This window comes from Streptomyces sp. AC550_RSS872, assembly GCF_019049285.1.
In the GTDB taxonomy this organism is placed as follows: Bacteria; Actinomycetota; Actinomycetes; order Streptomycetales; family Streptomycetaceae; genus Streptomyces.
On the sequence record NZ_JAGMUL010000198.1, the window covers coordinates 163,638 to 177,852 of the forward strand.

The 14,215-nt window shown below is 69.9% G+C and carries 16 protein-coding genes; 15 read left to right on the forward strand and 1 reads right to left on the reverse strand.

What is annotated here, in order from left to right:
* Window positions 1–31 precede the first annotated feature (31 nt).
* The 12 genes from rplS (at window position 32) to KUM44_RS42610 (ending at window position 9,983) form a co-directional block, all read left to right on the forward strand.
* Entirely contained in the window at window positions 32–382 is a 351-nt protein-coding gene (gene rplS / locus KUM44_RS42555) for a 50S ribosomal protein L19 (protein WP_217215112.1), read from the forward strand.
* A gap of 60 nt (window positions 383–442) precedes the next feature.
* Window positions 443–1,165, forward strand: a complete 723-nt coding sequence (gene lepB, locus KUM44_RS42560) for a signal peptidase I (RefSeq protein ID WP_217215113.1) — start codon at window positions 443–445, stop codon at window positions 1,163–1,165.
* Window positions 1,158–2,249, forward strand: a complete 1,092-nt coding sequence (gene lepB, locus KUM44_RS42565) for a signal peptidase I (RefSeq protein ID WP_217215114.1) — start codon at window positions 1,158–1,160, stop codon at window positions 2,247–2,249. Before lepB (KUM44_RS42560) ends, lepB (KUM44_RS42565) begins: the two co-directional genes overlap by 8 nt.
* Window positions 2,137–3,105 (forward strand): signal peptidase I, encoded by a 969-nt coding sequence (gene lepB, locus KUM44_RS42570; RefSeq protein WP_217215115.1) that lies wholly within the window; start codon window positions 2,137–2,139, stop codon window positions 3,103–3,105. The genes lepB (KUM44_RS42565) and lepB (KUM44_RS42570) overlap by 113 nt, the downstream gene beginning before the upstream one ends.
* Before the next feature lie 146 nt (window positions 3,106–3,251).
* Window positions 3,252–4,028: a signal peptidase I gene (gene lepB / locus KUM44_RS42575; RefSeq protein WP_217215116.1), complete on the forward strand. Its 777-nt coding sequence runs from the start codon at window positions 3,252–3,254 to the stop codon at window positions 4,026–4,028.
* A gap of 10 nt (window positions 4,029–4,038) precedes the next feature.
* Window positions 4,039–4,554: an NUDIX hydrolase gene (locus tag KUM44_RS42580; protein ID WP_217215117.1), complete on the forward strand. Its 516-nt coding sequence runs from the start codon at window positions 4,039–4,041 to the stop codon at window positions 4,552–4,554.
* A gap of 56 nt (window positions 4,555–4,610) precedes the next feature.
* Window positions 4,611–4,919 carry a DUF2469 domain-containing protein gene (locus KUM44_RS42585; RefSeq protein ID WP_003965949.1) on the forward strand — a complete coding sequence of 103 codons (309 nt, stop codon included), beginning with the start codon at window positions 4,611–4,613 and terminating at the stop codon, window positions 4,917–4,919.
* 117 nt (window positions 4,920–5,036) lie between these two features.
* Window positions 5,037–5,399, forward strand: coding sequence for a YraN family protein (locus KUM44_RS42590; protein ID WP_217215118.1), 363 nt, complete (start codon window positions 5,037–5,039; stop codon window positions 5,397–5,399).
* 1 nt (window position 5,400) lies between these two features.
* Window positions 5,401–7,026, forward strand: a complete 1,626-nt coding sequence (locus KUM44_RS42595; protein ID WP_217215119.1) for a YifB family Mg chelatase-like AAA ATPase — start codon at window positions 5,401–5,403, stop codon at window positions 7,024–7,026.
* Entirely contained in the window at window positions 7,023–8,183 is a 1,161-nt protein-coding gene (dprA, locus tag KUM44_RS42600; RefSeq protein WP_217215120.1) for a DNA-processing protein DprA, read from the forward strand. Before KUM44_RS42595 ends, dprA begins: the two co-directional genes overlap by 4 nt.
* Window positions 8,184–8,487: 304 nt before the next feature.
* On the forward strand, window positions 8,488–9,330 hold the full coding sequence (whiG, locus tag KUM44_RS42605) for an RNA polymerase sigma factor WhiG (protein ID WP_217215121.1): 843 nt from the start codon (window positions 8,488–8,490) through the stop codon (window positions 9,328–9,330).
* A 95-nt stretch (window positions 9,331–9,425) separates the two neighbouring features.
* A complete protein-coding gene (locus KUM44_RS42610) occupies window positions 9,426–9,983 on the forward strand; it encodes a TetR/AcrR family transcriptional regulator (protein ID WP_217215173.1) in 558 nt (185 codons plus the stop codon).
* Between the two features lie 350 nt (window positions 9,984–10,333).
* Here KUM44_RS42610 and KUM44_RS42615 read toward each other — a convergent pair whose 3' ends face one another.
* Window positions 10,334–10,942: a murein hydrolase activator EnvC gene (locus tag KUM44_RS42615; protein WP_217215122.1), complete on the reverse strand. Its 609-nt coding sequence runs from the start codon at window positions 10,940–10,942 to the stop codon at window positions 10,334–10,336.
* Window positions 10,943–11,214: 272 nt separating this feature from the next.
* On the opposite strand from KUM44_RS42615, the gene rpsB reads away from it, so the two are divergent.
* The 3 genes from rpsB to pyrH all read left to right on the forward strand — a co-directional run bounded on the left by rpsB (window position 11,215) and on the right by pyrH (window position 14,069).
* A complete protein-coding gene (gene rpsB, locus KUM44_RS42620; protein WP_217215123.1) occupies window positions 11,215–12,123 on the forward strand; it encodes a 30S ribosomal protein S2 in 909 nt (302 codons plus the stop codon).
* Between the two features lie 152 nt (window positions 12,124–12,275).
* Window positions 12,276–13,112 (forward strand): translation elongation factor Ts, encoded by an 837-nt coding sequence (gene tsf / locus KUM44_RS42625; RefSeq protein ID WP_217215124.1) that lies wholly within the window; start codon window positions 12,276–12,278, stop codon window positions 13,110–13,112.
* Window positions 13,113–13,310: 198 nt separating this feature from the next.
* Window positions 13,311–14,069 (forward strand): UMP kinase, encoded by a 759-nt coding sequence (gene pyrH / locus KUM44_RS42630; protein WP_217215125.1) that lies wholly within the window; start codon window positions 13,311–13,313, stop codon window positions 14,067–14,069.
* The last annotated feature ends 146 nt before the right edge of the window (window positions 14,070–14,215 follow it).

The following is a 14,215-nucleotide window of genomic DNA, read 5'->3' on the forward strand; positions in this document are numbered from 1 at the left end:
ACCTGTGGCATGGGCGAAGAAAGCAGACGAAATGTCTCACCTGCTCGACTCCGTCGACGCCGCATCGGTGCGCAGCGACGTCCCGGCCTTCCGCCCGGGCGACACGGTCAACGTCCACGTCCGCGTCATCGAGGGCAACCGCTCCCGTGTGCAGCAGTTCAAGGGCGTTGTGATCCGTCGCCAGGGCGCCGGTGTCCGCGAGACCTTCACGGTCCGCAAGGTCTCGTTCTCCGTCGGCGTCGAGCGCACCTTCCCGGTGCACACCCCGATCGTCGAGAAGATCGAGGTCGTCACCAAGGGTGACGTCCGCCGCGCCAAGCTGTACTACCTGCGCGACCTGCGCGGCAAGGCGGCGAAGATCAAGGAGAAGCGCGAGAACTGAGCGCTTTCGGGGGCTCGCCCCCACGGGGTCCAAAGCGGGGCCGGATAGCATCTGGCCCCGATGGACACCGAAGCACAGCCGACGGAGCGCGACCGCTCCTCCTGCCCTTCCGACTCCGAGGCGATCTCGGACACAGAGGGACAGGAGGGACGGTCGCGTTTCGCGTTGGTGTCGCGGATCACCGAGTGGCTCCCGGGCGGGCGGATCAGCCTGACCCTCCTGGTCTTCCTGGCCTTTCTGCTGCTGCTGAACACGTTCGTGCTGCGGCCGTTCGAGATTCCCAGCGGATCCATGGAGTCCGGATTGAGGATCGGCGACCGCGTTCTCGTAAATAAGTTGGCGTACCGTTTCGGTGCCGAACCGCGGCGCGGTGATGTTGTCGTGTTCGATGGAACTGGGTATTTCGGGGATGCCGACTACATCAAACGGGTTGTGGGTGTGGGGGGAGACCACGTGGTCTGCTGTGACAAGGAGGGGAGGATCCAGGTGAACGGCCGGTCGGTCGACGAGTCGACGTTCCTGTTCCCCGGAGACGGCCCGTCCACGGTGCGCTTCGACGTCGTCGTGCCCGACGGCAGGCTGTTCGTCCTCGGCGACCACCGCAGCGCCTCGAGCGACTCCCGCGACCATCTGGGCTCGCCCGGCGGCGGGATGGTCCCGGTCGACGACGTCATCGGCCGCGCCGACTGGATCGTGTGGCCGACCGCCCACTGGACCCGACTGCACCGTCCGGACGCCTACGCGCGCGTGCCCGCAGCCGCAGCGGAGGGCACGCATGGGTAATCGTGGCAAGCCGCGTGGCGTACCCAGCAGTGCCGCCGACAACCTGCTGCCCACCGGTTCCCGGCGTGCCGCCAGCCCTGCCGGCGGTCGTACCCGCGCGGAGCGGCGCAAGCTCCAGCGCAAGGTCAAGCGGCGCCGCAGGCGCTCCGCGATGAAGGAGATACCTCTCCTCGTCGGTGTCGCCGTGCTCATAGCGCTCGTCCTGAAGACCTTCCTCGTCCAGGCCTTCGTGATCCCGTCCGGCTCCATGGAGCAGACGATCCAGATCGGCGACCGCGTCCTGGTCGACAAGCTCACCCCCTGGTTCGGCTCCAAGCCGCAGCGCGGGGACGTCGTCGTCTTCAAGGACCCCGGCGGCTGGCTCCAGGACGAGCAGACGACGGTGAAGAAGGAGGACCCCGTCGTCATCAAGCAGGTCAAGGAGGCACTCACCTTCATCGGCCTGCTGCCGTCCGACGACGAGAAGGACCTCATCAAGCGCGTCGTCGGCGTCGGCGGTGACCGCGTCAAGTGCTGTGACACGCAGGGCCGGGTCACCGTCAACGGCGTTCCCCTGAACGAGGACTACCTGTATCCCGGCAACGCCCCCTCCAACGCGCAGTTCGACATCACCGTCCCGCAGGGCCGGCTCTGGGTGATGGGCGACCACAGGGCCAACTCCGCGGACTCCCGGGCGCACCAGGACCAGGACTACGGCGGTACGGTCTCCGAGGGCGAGGTGGTCGGCCGCGCCATGTGGATCGCCTGGCCCTTCGGCCACTGGAGCACCCTGGACGAGCCGAATACCTACGCGTCCGTGTCCGACTCGGCGACCGGGTCGACCGCCTCCGACCCGCTGTCGCATAGGGTTGCTTCCGACGATTCGAACGGAACGATCCAACTCCCGACCCCTGCGGAACTCCCGCTCGTTATGGGAGTGGTGGGCCTGCGCCGCGCATGGGGCAGGCAGCGGCACAGAGTAAGGAGTTGGCGTGGGGGATGTGGCGGTTGGCGCACGGTCCGGGCACGACGGCGAGGAGCACCGCGGACGTCCCGTGGGCGCAGCCGACCCGGCCGCGGACGGCGCCGTGACCTCCGGGAATGACTCCGGAGGGGACGGCGACGAAGGAGGGTCGGGCGGGCAGCCCCCGACCGACGGTGAAGGGTCGGGAGCAGTCCCCAAGCCGAAGAAGCAGCGCTCCTTCTGGAAGGAGCTGCCCATTCTCATCGGCATCGCGCTCGTCCTCGCGCTGCTGATCAAGACGTTCCTGGTGCAGGCGTTCTCGATTCCGTCCGACTCGATGCAGAACACCCTCCAGCAGGGTGACCGCGTCCTGGTGGACAAGCTCACCCCCTGGTTCGGCTCCGAACCCGAGCGCGGCGAGGTCGTCGTCTTCCACGACCCCGACAGCTGGCTGGCCGGTGAGCCCACTCCCGACCCGAACGCCCTGCAAACCTTCCTCAGCTGGATCGGCCTGATGCCGTCGGCGGAGGAGAAGGACCTCATCAAGCGCGTCATCGGCGTCGGCGGCGACACGATCGAGTGCGAGGGCACCGGCCCGCTGAAGGTCAACGGCAAGGCACTGAGCGAGGCGTCCTACGTCTACCCCGGCAACACGCCGTGCAGCCAGGACGACCAGGGCGGCCAGTTCAAGGTGAAGGTGCCCGAGGGCTTCATCTGGGTCATGGGCGACCATCGGCAGAACTCCCGTGACTCCCGCTACAACCAGGCCGACAAGAACCACGGCATGGTCCCCGTCGACGAGGTCGTCGGCCGCGCCATCGTGATCGCCTGGCCGATCAACCGCTGGGACAACCTGCCGGTTCCGGACACCTTCGAGCAGAACCTGAGCGCCCGGTCCGTCGCCCTGACGGTCGCGCCGCAAGGTCTCGCCCTGGCCGGCGCGGTGCCGCTGGTGCTGTGGCGTCGGCGCCGGATCAAGGTGGCCGAGACCCGCTGACGGGCTGAGCACCTTCGGTGAGGTGGCGCGGACCGTGCCGCCCCCGCCCGGTGCCGGGAGCTTGGAAAACCTTTGCCGAGCCTGTGACCCAGGAGGTCTCGGGAGGGGCTGCCCGGTGTCGGTACCGCCGGGTAGGGTGCGGACCCATGGGTGGCGAGAGCGCGACACGTACGGCGCCGCGTAGTGGCGGCGCGAGCAGGGGCCCGGCGGGCAGCCGGACCGGGCAGCGGTTGTCCGGGCTGGCCGTGGCGCTGGGCCTGGTGCTGTTCCTGGGCGGGTTCGTCTGGGGAGCGGTGATCTACCGGCCGTACACCGTGCCCACCAGTTCGATGGCGCCGACGATCGGTGCGGGCGACCGCGTGCTGGCCCAGCGCGTCGACGGCGGCGAGATAGCCCGGGGCGACGTCGTCGTCTTCACCGACAAGACCTGGGTGAGCAACGCACCCGTCGTCAAGCGCGTGGTCGCGATCGGCGGCGACACGGTCGCCTGCTGCACGGACGGCAAGCTGACCGTCAACGGCAAGCAGATCGACGAGCCGTATCTGGCCAAGGACGGCCTGGCCGAACTCCAGAACTTCCCGACGGTGACGGTGCCCAAGGGCAGGCTCTTCCTGCTCGGTGACGAACGCAGCGGCTCCCTGGACTCCACGGCCCACCTCGCGGACGCCGCCCGCGGCACTGTCGCGCGCAGCGCGGTGTCGGCCCGGGTGGACGCTGTCGTCTGGCCCATGGACGGCATGCTGGAGCGTCCCACGGGCTTCGAACAGCTCGGCGCGCTGTCGTCGCCCGGGCCGCTGCGGACGATGGTCGCGCTGATCGTCGTCGGCGGGGTGCTCGTCCTCGGCGGCGGTGCGTACGGTCCGATCGCGAACCGGCGGAGCAAGCGGGCCCGGCCGGGCGCGGAGGCCGCGAGTGGCCGCTGAGCCGACGGACATGAGCACGAACCCTTACGGCGACTCGTACGTCGGTGGGCTGCGCAAGGTCGCCCGAGTCGTCCTCCTGGACCCGCAGGACCGCATTCTGCTGCTGCACGGCCATGAGCCGGAGGACCCCGCCGACGACTGGTGGTTCACCCCGGGCGGCGGCGTCGAGGGCGACGAGAGCCGTGCGCAGGCCGCGCTGCGGGAACTGGCCGAGGAGACCGGCATCACGGAGGTCGAACTCGGCCCCGTGCTGTGGCGTCGCAGGTGCTCCTTCCCGTTCGCGGGGCGCCGCTGGGACCAGGACGAGTGGTACTACCTGGCCCGTACGGCACAGACCGAGACCCGGGCCTTGGCGCTCACCGAACTGGAGCGGCGCAGCGTCGCCGGAGCACGCTGGTGGACGTGTGAGGAACTTGCCCAGGCACATGAGACGGTGTATCCGACCAGACTCGCCGAGCTTCTGCGCACACTGCTCGACGAAGGTCCCCCCGCCCGGTCCGTCACCCTTGACCCCGAAATTGTCTAGGTGCTGACGGGACTGGCGCACAATGGTGGGATCGCACGGCTGAAGGGGAACATGCCATGAGCGCCGAGGACCTCGAAAAGTACGAGACCGAGATGGAGCTCAAGCTCTATCGGGAGTACCGCGATGTCGTCGGTCTGTTCAAGTATGTGATCGAGACCGAGCGCCGCTTCTACCTGACCAACGACTACGAGATGCAGGTGCACTCGGTCCAGGGTGAGGTGTTCTTCGAGGTGTCCATGGCGGACGCCTGGGTGTGGGACATGTACCGGCCGGCGCGGTTCGTGAAGCAGGTCCGCGTGCTCACGTTCAAGGACGTGAATATCGAGGAGCTGAACAAGAGCGATCTCGAGCTTCCCGGTGGATGACGCCCGGTGACGTTCACTCGCAGGGGTGAGCAAGTTATCCACAGACGCGGACTTGTCCACCAAGATCCAATAGCTCGCTGAGCTGCCCTCATCGTTGGCGCCGGAGGTGGTGCCGACATGAACGCACGCAGTGCACTCGGCAGGTACGGCGAGGATCTGGCCGCGCGGCGGCTGACCGAGGCCGGGATGACGGTTCTGGAGCGCAACTGGCGCTGTGGCAGGACCGGAGAGATCGACATCGTCGCCAAGGACGGCGACGTGCTGGTCGTGTGCGAGGTGAAGACCCGCAGGACCAGCGGCTACGAGCATCCGATGGCCGCGGTCACACCCGAGAAGGCGCAGCGCCTGAGGGGCCTCGCGGAACACTGGATCCACGCGCACGGCGGAGCCCCACCCGGAGGCGTCCGCATCGACCTGGTCGGCATCGTCCTGCCCGACCGCGGCGCCCCGGTGGTCGAGCACGCGCGGGGGGTGGCCTGACATGGGGTTCGCGCGGACGTGTTCGGTGGCCCTGGTGGGCGTCGAGGGGGTCGTGGTCGAGGTCCAGGCGGACCTGGAGCCGGGGGTCGCGGCTTTCACGCTGGTGGGGCTGCCGGACAAGAGCCTGACGGAGAGCCGGGACCGGGTGCGGGCGGCCGTCGTCAACTCGGGCGGCGAGTGGCCGCAGAAGAAGCTCACCGTCGGGCTCAGCCCGGCATCGGTGCCCAAGGCGGGCAGCGGCTTCGACCTGGCCGTCGCGTGCGCCGTCCTCGGCGCCTCCGAGCGGATCGACCCGAAGGTTCTCGCCGACATCGTGATGATCGGTGAGCTGGGCCTGGACGGACGCGTGCGTCCCGTACGGGGCATCCTGCCCGCGGTGCTGGCGGCGGCGGACGCCGGCTATGTGCAGGTCGTCGTGCCGGAGTGCGCCGCGGCCGAGGCCTCGCTGGTGCCGGGCGTCTCCGTCCTGGGCGTGCGCAGCCTGCGCCAGCTCATCGCCGTCCTCGCGGACGAACCCGTACCCGACGAGGAACCCGACGACCAAAACCGCCCCGATCCGCTGCTCGCGGGTCTGCGCGTGCCCGGGACGGGCGCGGCCACGGGAATCCACAGCATGGGCGCCGCCCAGCCCGACCACGGGCACGACCTGGCCGACGTGGTGGGCCAGATGTCGGCGCGTACGGCCGTGGAGGTCGCCGCGGCCGGCGGGCACCATCTGTTCCTGGAGGGGCCGCCCGGCGCCGGCAAGACGATGCTCGCGGAGCGACTGCCGGCCATCCTCCCCCGGCTCGCCAGGGAGGAGTCACTGGAGGTCACGGCGGTGCACTCGGTGGCGGGACTGCTGCCCCCGGGCAAGCCCCTGATCGACGTCGCCCCCTACTGCGCCCCGCACCACTCCGCGACGATGCAGGCGCTCGTCGGCGGCGGCCAGGGCATCGCGCGGCCCGGTGCGGTGTCCCTGTCCCACCGCGGCGTCCTCTTTTTGGACGAGACGCCCGAGTTCAGCAGCCAGGCCCTCGACGCCCTGCGGCAGCCCCTGGAGGCCGGGCATGTCGTCATCGCGCGCAGCGCGGGCGTCGTGCGCTTCCCGGCGAAGTTCCTGATGGTGCTGGCCGCGAACCCGTGCCCGTGCGGCCGCTTCTCCCGGACGGACGAGATGTGTGACTGCCCGCCCTCGGCGATCCGCCGCTATCAGGCCCGGCTGTCCGGACCCCTGCTCGACCGGGTCGACCTCCGCGTCGAGGTGGACCGGGTCACCCGCGCCCAGCTGACCGAGCGCGGCGCCCGGGGCGAGTCCACCGCGAGGGTCGCCGACCGGGTGCGCGCGGCCCGTGAGCGCGCGTCGGCCCGGCTCGCCGGTACGCCCTGGCGGACCAACAGCGAGATCCCCGGACGGGAACTGCGCAGCCGCTGGTACGCCGCGATCGGCGCCATGGACGAGGCGGAACGGAACCTGGAGCGCGGTGTGCTGACCGCCCGCGGGCTCGACCGCGTCCTGCGCGTCGCCTGGACCGTCGCCGACCTCGTCGGCCACGACCGGCCCGACGCGACGGACGTCGCCCTCGCACTCCAACTGCGCACCGGCGTCCCGCGCGGTGTGCCCATGGCCATTGGGGCACTGACATGACGGGGAGCGGGACTCCGGACGACGAACTGCTCGGCCGGGTCCTTCTCAGCCGGGTCGTCGAGCCCGGCGACGAGGTCGCCGGGCGGTGGGTGCGGGAGTACGGCGTGGGGGAAGTGGTGCGGCGGTTGCGGGAGGGGACGCAACCCCTGCCGGGGGTGAGCTACAAGCGGTGGGACGGGCTGCGGGCGCGGGGGCAGCGGGCCGACCCCGGTCGGGATCTCGCCGTCGCCCGGGAAGCGGGAGTGCGGTTTCTCCGTCCGGGGGACGTCGAGTGGCCGGGTCAGCTCGACGATCTGGGCGATGCCCGTCCGATCGGGTTGTGGGTGCGGGGTCCGGCCAGCCTGCGCATGTGGGCGTTGCGGTCCGTGGCCGTCGTCGGGGCCCGGGCCTGCACCGAGTACGGCGCGCACATGGCAGCCACGCTGTCCGGCGGGCTCGCCGAACGGGGCTGGGTGGTCGTGTCCGGCGGTGCCTACGGCGTCGACGGCGCCGCGCACCGGGGTTCCCTCGGCGCCGGGGGAGCGACCGTCGCCGTGCTCGCCTGCGGGGTCGACCGGCCCTATCCGCGCGGGCACACCCAGTTGATCAACAGGATCGCCGAACAGGGACTGGTGATCGGGGAACTGCCGCCGGGGGACCATCCGACACCCAGCAGGTTCATCGTCCGGAACCGGGTGATCGCGGCCCTGACCCGGGGCACGGTGGTCGTGGAGGCCGCCCATCGCAGCGGCTCACTGGTCACCGCCCGGGCCGCACAGCGGCTGGGACGTCACACGATAGGGGTTCCCGGTCCGGCCACCAGCGGCCTCTCCGCGGGCGTGCACGAACTCCTGCGCGGTGATGCCGTGCTAGTCACCGACGCCGCCGAGGTCGTCGAGCTCGTGGGCGACATGGGAGAACTCGCGCCCGAACGACGCGGGCCCGTCCTGCCGCGCGATCTGCTGGAGCCGGGGGCGCGCAGAGTCCTGGCCGCGCTGCCGGGCCGTCGCGCGGCCGGAGCGGACGAGGTGGCGCGCGGTGCGCAGACCACCGAGGACGACGCGGTCGCGAGACTGTACGAACTCCGCTCACTTGGTTACGTCGAACGACACAGCGACGGCTGGAAGTTGACACGCCAGGCGATGATCTCCGTTCGGGCCGGTCGGAGTGGACGTTGACCGAGCGTGTTCGGCCGTACGGGGGAACACGGACGCCCTTGTGAATTCCCCCAGTTGGGGTGTTCCGATGATCACGTAGAGCGACCGTTATGCCCTGGCGGGGCGTCCAGCGGAACGTATCTGCGTACGGCTGGCGCTCCGCCCTTCGCGCACCGCGACACTTCAGTCACGCTACGCTCACGTGAATTCCGACTCAGACCGGCACCTCGACACCGGAAGGTCCCCAGAACGGCACCAGCGCGACATCAGACCGACAGCTCCCCCAGGAACCCCCACTTCACGGCAGAACGGCACAAGGCAACGAATGCCCCAGCACACCTCCGGGTCCGACCGGGCGGCCACCCCCCCAGCCGCCCGTGACGGTGGCAGCGTGCGGCCGCCCGCTCCCTCGACGCTCGACGAGCTGTGGCGGTCGTACAAGGCGACGGGGGACGAGCGGCTGCGCGAGCAGCTGATCCTGCACTACTCGCCGCTCGTCAAGTACGTGGCGGGCCGGGTGAGCGTCGGTCTGCCACCCAATGTGGAACAGGCCGACTTCGTCTCCTCCGGGGTCTTCGGGCTCATCGACGCGATCGAGAAGTTCGACATCGACCGGGAGATCAAGTTCGAGACGTACGCGATCACGCGGATCCGGGGCGCGATGATCGACGAGCTCAGGGCGCTGGACTGGATCCCCCGGTCGGTGCGGCAGAAGGCCCGGAACGTGGAGCGGGCGTACGCGACGCTGGAGGCCCGGCTGCGGCGGACGCCGACCGAGGCGGAGGTGGCCGTCGAGATGGGCATCGCGGTCGACGAACTCCACGCGGTGTTCAGCCAGTTGTCGCTGGCCAACGTGGTGGCCCTGGAGGAGTTGCTGCACGGCGGGGGCGACGGCGGTGACGGGCTGAGCGTCATGGACACGCTGGAGGACACCGCCGCGGACAACCCCGTGGAGGTGGCCGAGGACCGGGAGCTGCGGCGGTTTCTGGCACGGGCGATCAACACGTTGCCCGAGCGGGAGAAGACCGTGGTGACCCTGTACTACTACGAGGGGCTGACGCTCGCCGAGATCGGGAACGTGCTGGGTGTGACCGAGAGCCGGGTCAGTCAGATCCACACCAAGTCCGTGCTCCAGCTGCGGGCGAAGCTGGCCGGCTTCGGTCGTTGACCTGGCGGGACACGTGTGGGGTTGCCCGGAGAGACTCCCGTCGAAGGGGGTGCGTCCGTACAGTGGTTGACGTGCCAAGGATTCGAGCGGCCTCCGTGGCCGAGCACCGGTCGATGCAGCGAGCCGCCTTGCTGGACGCGGCTCGTTCCCTGTTGTCCGAGGGCGGGACGGAGGCGCTGACCTTCCCGGCCCTCGCCGAGCGGACGGGCCTCGCGCGGTCGTCCGTGTACGAGTACTTCCGTTCCCGGGCCGCCGTGGTCGAGGAGCTGTGCGAGGCCGACTTTCCCGTGTGGGCCGCGGAGGTCTCGGCGGCGATGGAGCGGGAGGCCACGGCCGAGGGCAAGGTCGAGGCGTATGTGCGCCGGCAGCTGGCCCTGGTCGGGGACCGGCGGCACCGTGCCGTCGTGGCGATCTCGGCGAGTGAGCTGGACGCGGGGGCCCGGGAGAAGATCCGGGCGGCGCACGGCGGTCTGGTCGCGATGATCGTCGAGGCGCTACGGGAGATGGGGCACGCGGAGCCTCGGCTGGCGGCGATGCTGTTGCAGGGCGTGGTCGACGCGGCCGTGCGACGGATTGAGCTGGGGGCGGCGGAGGAGCCTTCGGCGATTACGGATGCGGCTGTCTCCATGGCGTTGCGGGGCGTTCGGGGCTGAGCCCTGCGAGGCTGGGGCGGGTGGTAGTGCCGCCCGCGCCGGCGGGCGCCCGGTGCGCGGTGCGTGGGTTGAGGCTGGGGCGTTGTGCTGCCCGGAGCTGCTGGCCGGCCGGCGTTGGGATCGAGGCCGAGATGTCGTGCTGCCCGGCGCTCACGGGGTGCCGCTCTCTTTGGGACGGGTGCCGCCCCAGCGGTACGACTGCCCGCAGCCGGGTGGGGTCGCCGGCTGGGTGGGGCGGCGGTGCGGCTGTCCGCGGTCGCGGGGCGGAGCGGGGGCGCTGCCCCTGGATGGGAAGGCGCCCAGGCTGCCTGCCGCTGGAGCTGATCGCCACTCGGGGCCGACCATCTCGGCTACGGCGGCAGCGGCACCCCCAGTACCGGCAGCAGCCTCGATGGCCCCCTGTGGAGTAGCCACGGGGGGAGCAGTGACAACGGGTCCAGGTAGGTGTCGCCCTTCCGCAGGCCCCAGTGGATGCAGGTCGTCGTGCAGTGTGAGCCCCTCGGCTCCACCGATCCCACGGGCTCTCCCGCCCTCACCTCGTCGCCCTCCTCCACCGTCGCCCGCACCGGCTCGTAGGTCACCCGCAATGGTGGATCTCCCGCGCCCGTCAGCTCCACCGACACGACGCCCTTTCCCGCGACGCGGCCCGCGAACGACACCCGTCCGGCCGCCACCGCTCGTACGGGCGCCCCGGCAGGAGCCGTCAGATCCACGCCGCGGTGGCCGGGACCGTACGGTGTCGTCGGGGGTTCCCAGCCGCGGAGGATCGGCGGGTGTGAGCCCACGGGCCAAGCCCGGCCGACGGCCGGCACCGGCGGGTCGGGTGCGGCAGGGGGCACGGTCAGGGCGGTCGGGGTCAGTCGGGGGACCGGTGCCAGCAGGGCGGTCGCCGTCAGGAGCAGCAGCAACACCAGCCGTCCGCATGTCCTCGCCACCCCCGGCCTTCGCTTCTCTCGCATGGCGCAACCGTCCCGCACCCCCGCCGATCATGGCCGGGATCTGTGGACAACTCCCCGGTTGTGGACATCGGCGTCACCCGGGGCCTCGCGGGTCCCGTACACTTCTTCTGGCGATCCGGGTCACCGGGTCGACTTCGCACGCCCCGATATGGCCACCGGAGACGGTCCGTATCAGCGCCCCTCGGTCCTTCGTGGCACGGCGCATGTGGGCGTCAGGCGCGGGAGCCATCCGGCATCCGCGGCACAACCGAGAACATTCAAGGAGTGCGGCCATGGCCGTCGTCACGATGCGGGAGCTGCTGGAAAGCGGCGTCCACTTCGGTCACCAGACCCGTCGTTGGAACCCGAAGATGAAGCGCTTCATCTTCACGGAGCGCAACGGCATCTACATCATCGACCTGCTCCAGTCGCTGTCGTACATCGACCGCGCCTACGAGTTCGTCAAGGAGACCGTCGCCCACGGCGGCACGGTCATGTTCGTCGGCACGAAGAAGCAGGCGCAGGAGGCCATCGCCGAGCAGGCCACCCGCGTCGGCATGCCCTACGTCAACCAGCGTTGGCTGGGCGGCATGCTCACCAACTTCTCGACCGTCTACAAGCGTCTGCAGCGCCTCAAGGAGCTCGAGCAGATCGACTTCGAGGACGTCGCCGCTTCCGGTCTGACCAAGAAGGAGCTTCTCGTGCTCTCGCGCGAGAAGGCCAAGCTGGAGAAGACCCTCGGTGGTATCCGCGAGATGCAGAAGGTGCCCAGCGCCGTCTGGATCGTGGACACCAAGAAGGAGCACATCGCGGTCGGCGAGGCCCGGAAGCTCAACATCCCGGTCGTCGCCATCCTCGACACCAACTGTGACCCCGACGAGGTCGACTACAAGATCCCGGGCAACGACGACGCGATCCGCTCCGTCACCCTGCTCACCCGTGTGATCGCCGACGCCGTCGCCGAGGGCCTCATCAGCCGCTCGCGCGTCGCCACCGGTGACAAGGGTGAGAAGGCCGCGGGCGAGCCGCTCGCCGAGTGGGAGCGCGACCTGCTCGAGGGTGAGAAGAAGGCCGACGAGGCCCCGGCCGCCGCCGAGGCCCCGGCTGCTGAGGCCCCCGCTGCGGAGGCTCCGGCCACCGAGGCTCCCGCTGCGGAGGCTCCGGCCACCGAGGCTCCGGCCGCCGAGGGCGAGCAGGCCTGACACCGTCAGCGTTGACGGCGGGAGCGGCATGAAATCCGCTCCCGCCGTTCACCCGTAGGTCGACGGAAGGTCGGCGGCACCGGCTACTCCATGGGAGCCGCAGACCCCGTAGATCTTCGATCTTCCAGACTTCGAGAAAGATTCACAGACTCATGGCGAACTACACCGCCGCTGACGTCAAGAAGCTCCGTGAGCTCACCGGCGCCGGCATGATGGACTGCAAGAAGGCGCTGGACGAGGCCGAGGGCAACGTCGAGAAGGCTGTCGAAGCGCTCCGTATCAAGGGCCAGAAGGGCGTCGCCAAGCGCGAGGGCCGCTCCGCCGAGAACGGCGCCGTGGTCTCGATCATCGCCGACGACAACTCCTCCGGTGTCCTCGTCGAGCTGAAGTGCGAGACGGACTTCGTCGCCAAGGGCGAGAAGTTCCAGGCCGTGGCCAACGCCATCGCCGAGCACGTCGCGAAGACCTCCCCGGCCGACATCGAGGCGCTGCTCGCCTCCGAGATCGAGGCCGGCAAGACCGTCCAGGCGTTCGTCGACGAGGCCAACGCCAACCTCGGCGAGAAGATCGTCCTGGACCGCTTCGCGCAGTTCGCCGACGGCTTCGTGATCGCGTACATGCACCGCACGATGCCCGACCTGCCCCCGCAGATCGGTGTCCTCGTCGAGCTGGACAAGCCGAACGCCGAGGTCGCCAAGGGCGTCGCCCAGCACATCGCCGCCTTCGCGCCGAAGTACCTCTCCAAGGAGGACGTGCCGGCCGAGGTCGTCGAGTCCGAGCGTCGCGTCGCCGAGGAGACCACCCGCGCCGAGGGCAAGCCCGAGGCTGCCCTGCCGAAGATCGTCGAGGGTCGCCTCAACGGCTTCTTCAAGGACGCCACGCTCCTCGGTCAGCCGTACGCGCTCGACAACAAGAAGTCCGTCCAGAAGATCCTGGACGAGGCCGGTGTCACCCTGAAGCGCTTCTCGCGTATCAAGGTCGGCATCTGAGTCCGTGCCGCGATCGGTGCCCGGTCCCTATAGGGTCGAGGGCAGTCGTTGGCGGACTCCGTCACCACGCACGCGTGTGCGGTGACGGACGACAGCAGATCTGACGAGGAGGCCATTGCCGCGCATGGGATGCGAAACACGCCCCAACCGGCAATGGCCTTCTTCGTATGTGCACCACGTAACAAAGGCGGGATCTCGATGACCACCAAGGCCCAGAAGAGCGACGACGGCAAAGTACGCGGCCGGTTTCTGCTGAAGCTGTCCGGAGAGGCCTTCTCCGGTGGCGGGGGCCTCGGCGTCGACCCGGACGTGGTGCACAAGATCGCCCGCGAGATCGCGGCCGTCGTGCGCGACGGCTCGCAGGTCGCGGTCGTCATCGGCGGCGGCAACTTCTTCCGCGGCGCCGAACTCCAGCAGCGCGGCATGGACCGGGCCCGCTCGGACTACATGGGCATGCTCGGCACCGTGATGAACTGCCTCGCCCTCCAGGACTTCCTGGAGAAGGAGGGCATCGACAGCCGGGTCCAGACCGCCATCACCATGGGGCAGGTCGCCGAGCCGTACATCCCGTTGCGTGCCGTACGGCACCTGGAGAAGGGCCGCGTGGTCATCTTCGGCGCCGGTATGGGCATGCCGTACTTCTCCACCGACACCACCGCCGCGCAGCGCGCCCTGGAGATCGACGCCGAGGCGCTGCTCATGGGCAAGAACGGGGTGGACGGGGTCTACGACTCCGACCCGAAGACCAACCCCGACGCGGTCAAGTTCGACTCCCTCGGCTACGGCGAGGTCATCACCCGCGACCTCAAGGTCGCCGATGCCACGGCGGTCACGTTGTGCCGCGACAACAAGCTTCCGATCCTCGTCTTCGAGCTCCTGGCGGAGGGCAATATCGCGCGCGCCGTCAAGGGTGAGAAGATCGGCACGCTTGTGGGTGAGCAGGGCGGTCGGGGCTGACGCTCCGACAACTCCGACAACGAACCCGTCCGAGGGACGGACGGGGCGGACCCTGACCGGGGGATGGACAATGTCCTGCCGGTCGGGAACCGTGCAGGAAGAAGACGCGACGCAGCCGGCCGCCGCCCCCACCCAGGAACCGCAGC

What these genes read in the sequence shown, in the direction of transcription:
- rpsB (WP_217215123.1), top strand. Translation starts at nt 11,215, where the DNA reads ATGGCCGTCGTCACGATGCGGGAGCTGCTGGAAAGCGGCGTCCACTTC.
- KUM44_RS42615 (WP_217215122.1), bottom strand. Translation starts at nt 10,942, where the DNA reads ATGCGAGAGAAGCGAAGGCCGGGGGTGGCGAGGACATGCGGACGGCTG.
- rplS (WP_217215112.1), top strand. Translation starts at nt 32, where the DNA reads ATGTCTCACCTGCTCGACTCCGTCGACGCCGCATCGGTGCGCAGCGAC.
- KUM44_RS42580 (WP_217215117.1), top strand. Translation starts at nt 4,039, where the DNA reads ATGAGCACGAACCCTTACGGCGACTCGTACGTCGGTGGGCTGCGCAAG.
- whiG (WP_217215121.1), top strand. Translation starts at nt 8,488, where the DNA reads ATGCCCCAGCACACCTCCGGGTCCGACCGGGCGGCCACCCCCCCAGCC.
- lepB (WP_217215114.1), top strand. Translation starts at nt 1,158, where the DNA reads ATGGGTAATCGTGGCAAGCCGCGTGGCGTACCCAGCAGTGCCGCCGAC.
- lepB (WP_217215116.1), top strand. Translation starts at nt 3,252, where the DNA reads ATGGGTGGCGAGAGCGCGACACGTACGGCGCCGCGTAGTGGCGGCGCG.
- dprA (WP_217215120.1), top strand. Translation starts at nt 7,023, where the DNA reads ATGACGGGGAGCGGGACTCCGGACGACGAACTGCTCGGCCGGGTCCTT.
- KUM44_RS42595 (WP_217215119.1), top strand. Translation starts at nt 5,401, where the DNA reads ATGGGGTTCGCGCGGACGTGTTCGGTGGCCCTGGTGGGCGTCGAGGGG.
- tsf (WP_217215124.1), top strand. Translation starts at nt 12,276, where the DNA reads ATGGCGAACTACACCGCCGCTGACGTCAAGAAGCTCCGTGAGCTCACC.
- lepB (WP_217215113.1), top strand. Translation starts at nt 443, where the DNA reads ATGGACACCGAAGCACAGCCGACGGAGCGCGACCGCTCCTCCTGCCCT.
- KUM44_RS42585 (WP_003965949.1), top strand. Translation starts at nt 4,611, where the DNA reads ATGAGCGCCGAGGACCTCGAAAAGTACGAGACCGAGATGGAGCTCAAG.
- pyrH (WP_217215125.1), top strand. Translation starts at nt 13,311, where the DNA reads ATGACCACCAAGGCCCAGAAGAGCGACGACGGCAAAGTACGCGGCCGG.
- KUM44_RS42590 (WP_217215118.1), top strand. Translation starts at nt 5,037, where the DNA reads ATGAACGCACGCAGTGCACTCGGCAGGTACGGCGAGGATCTGGCCGCG.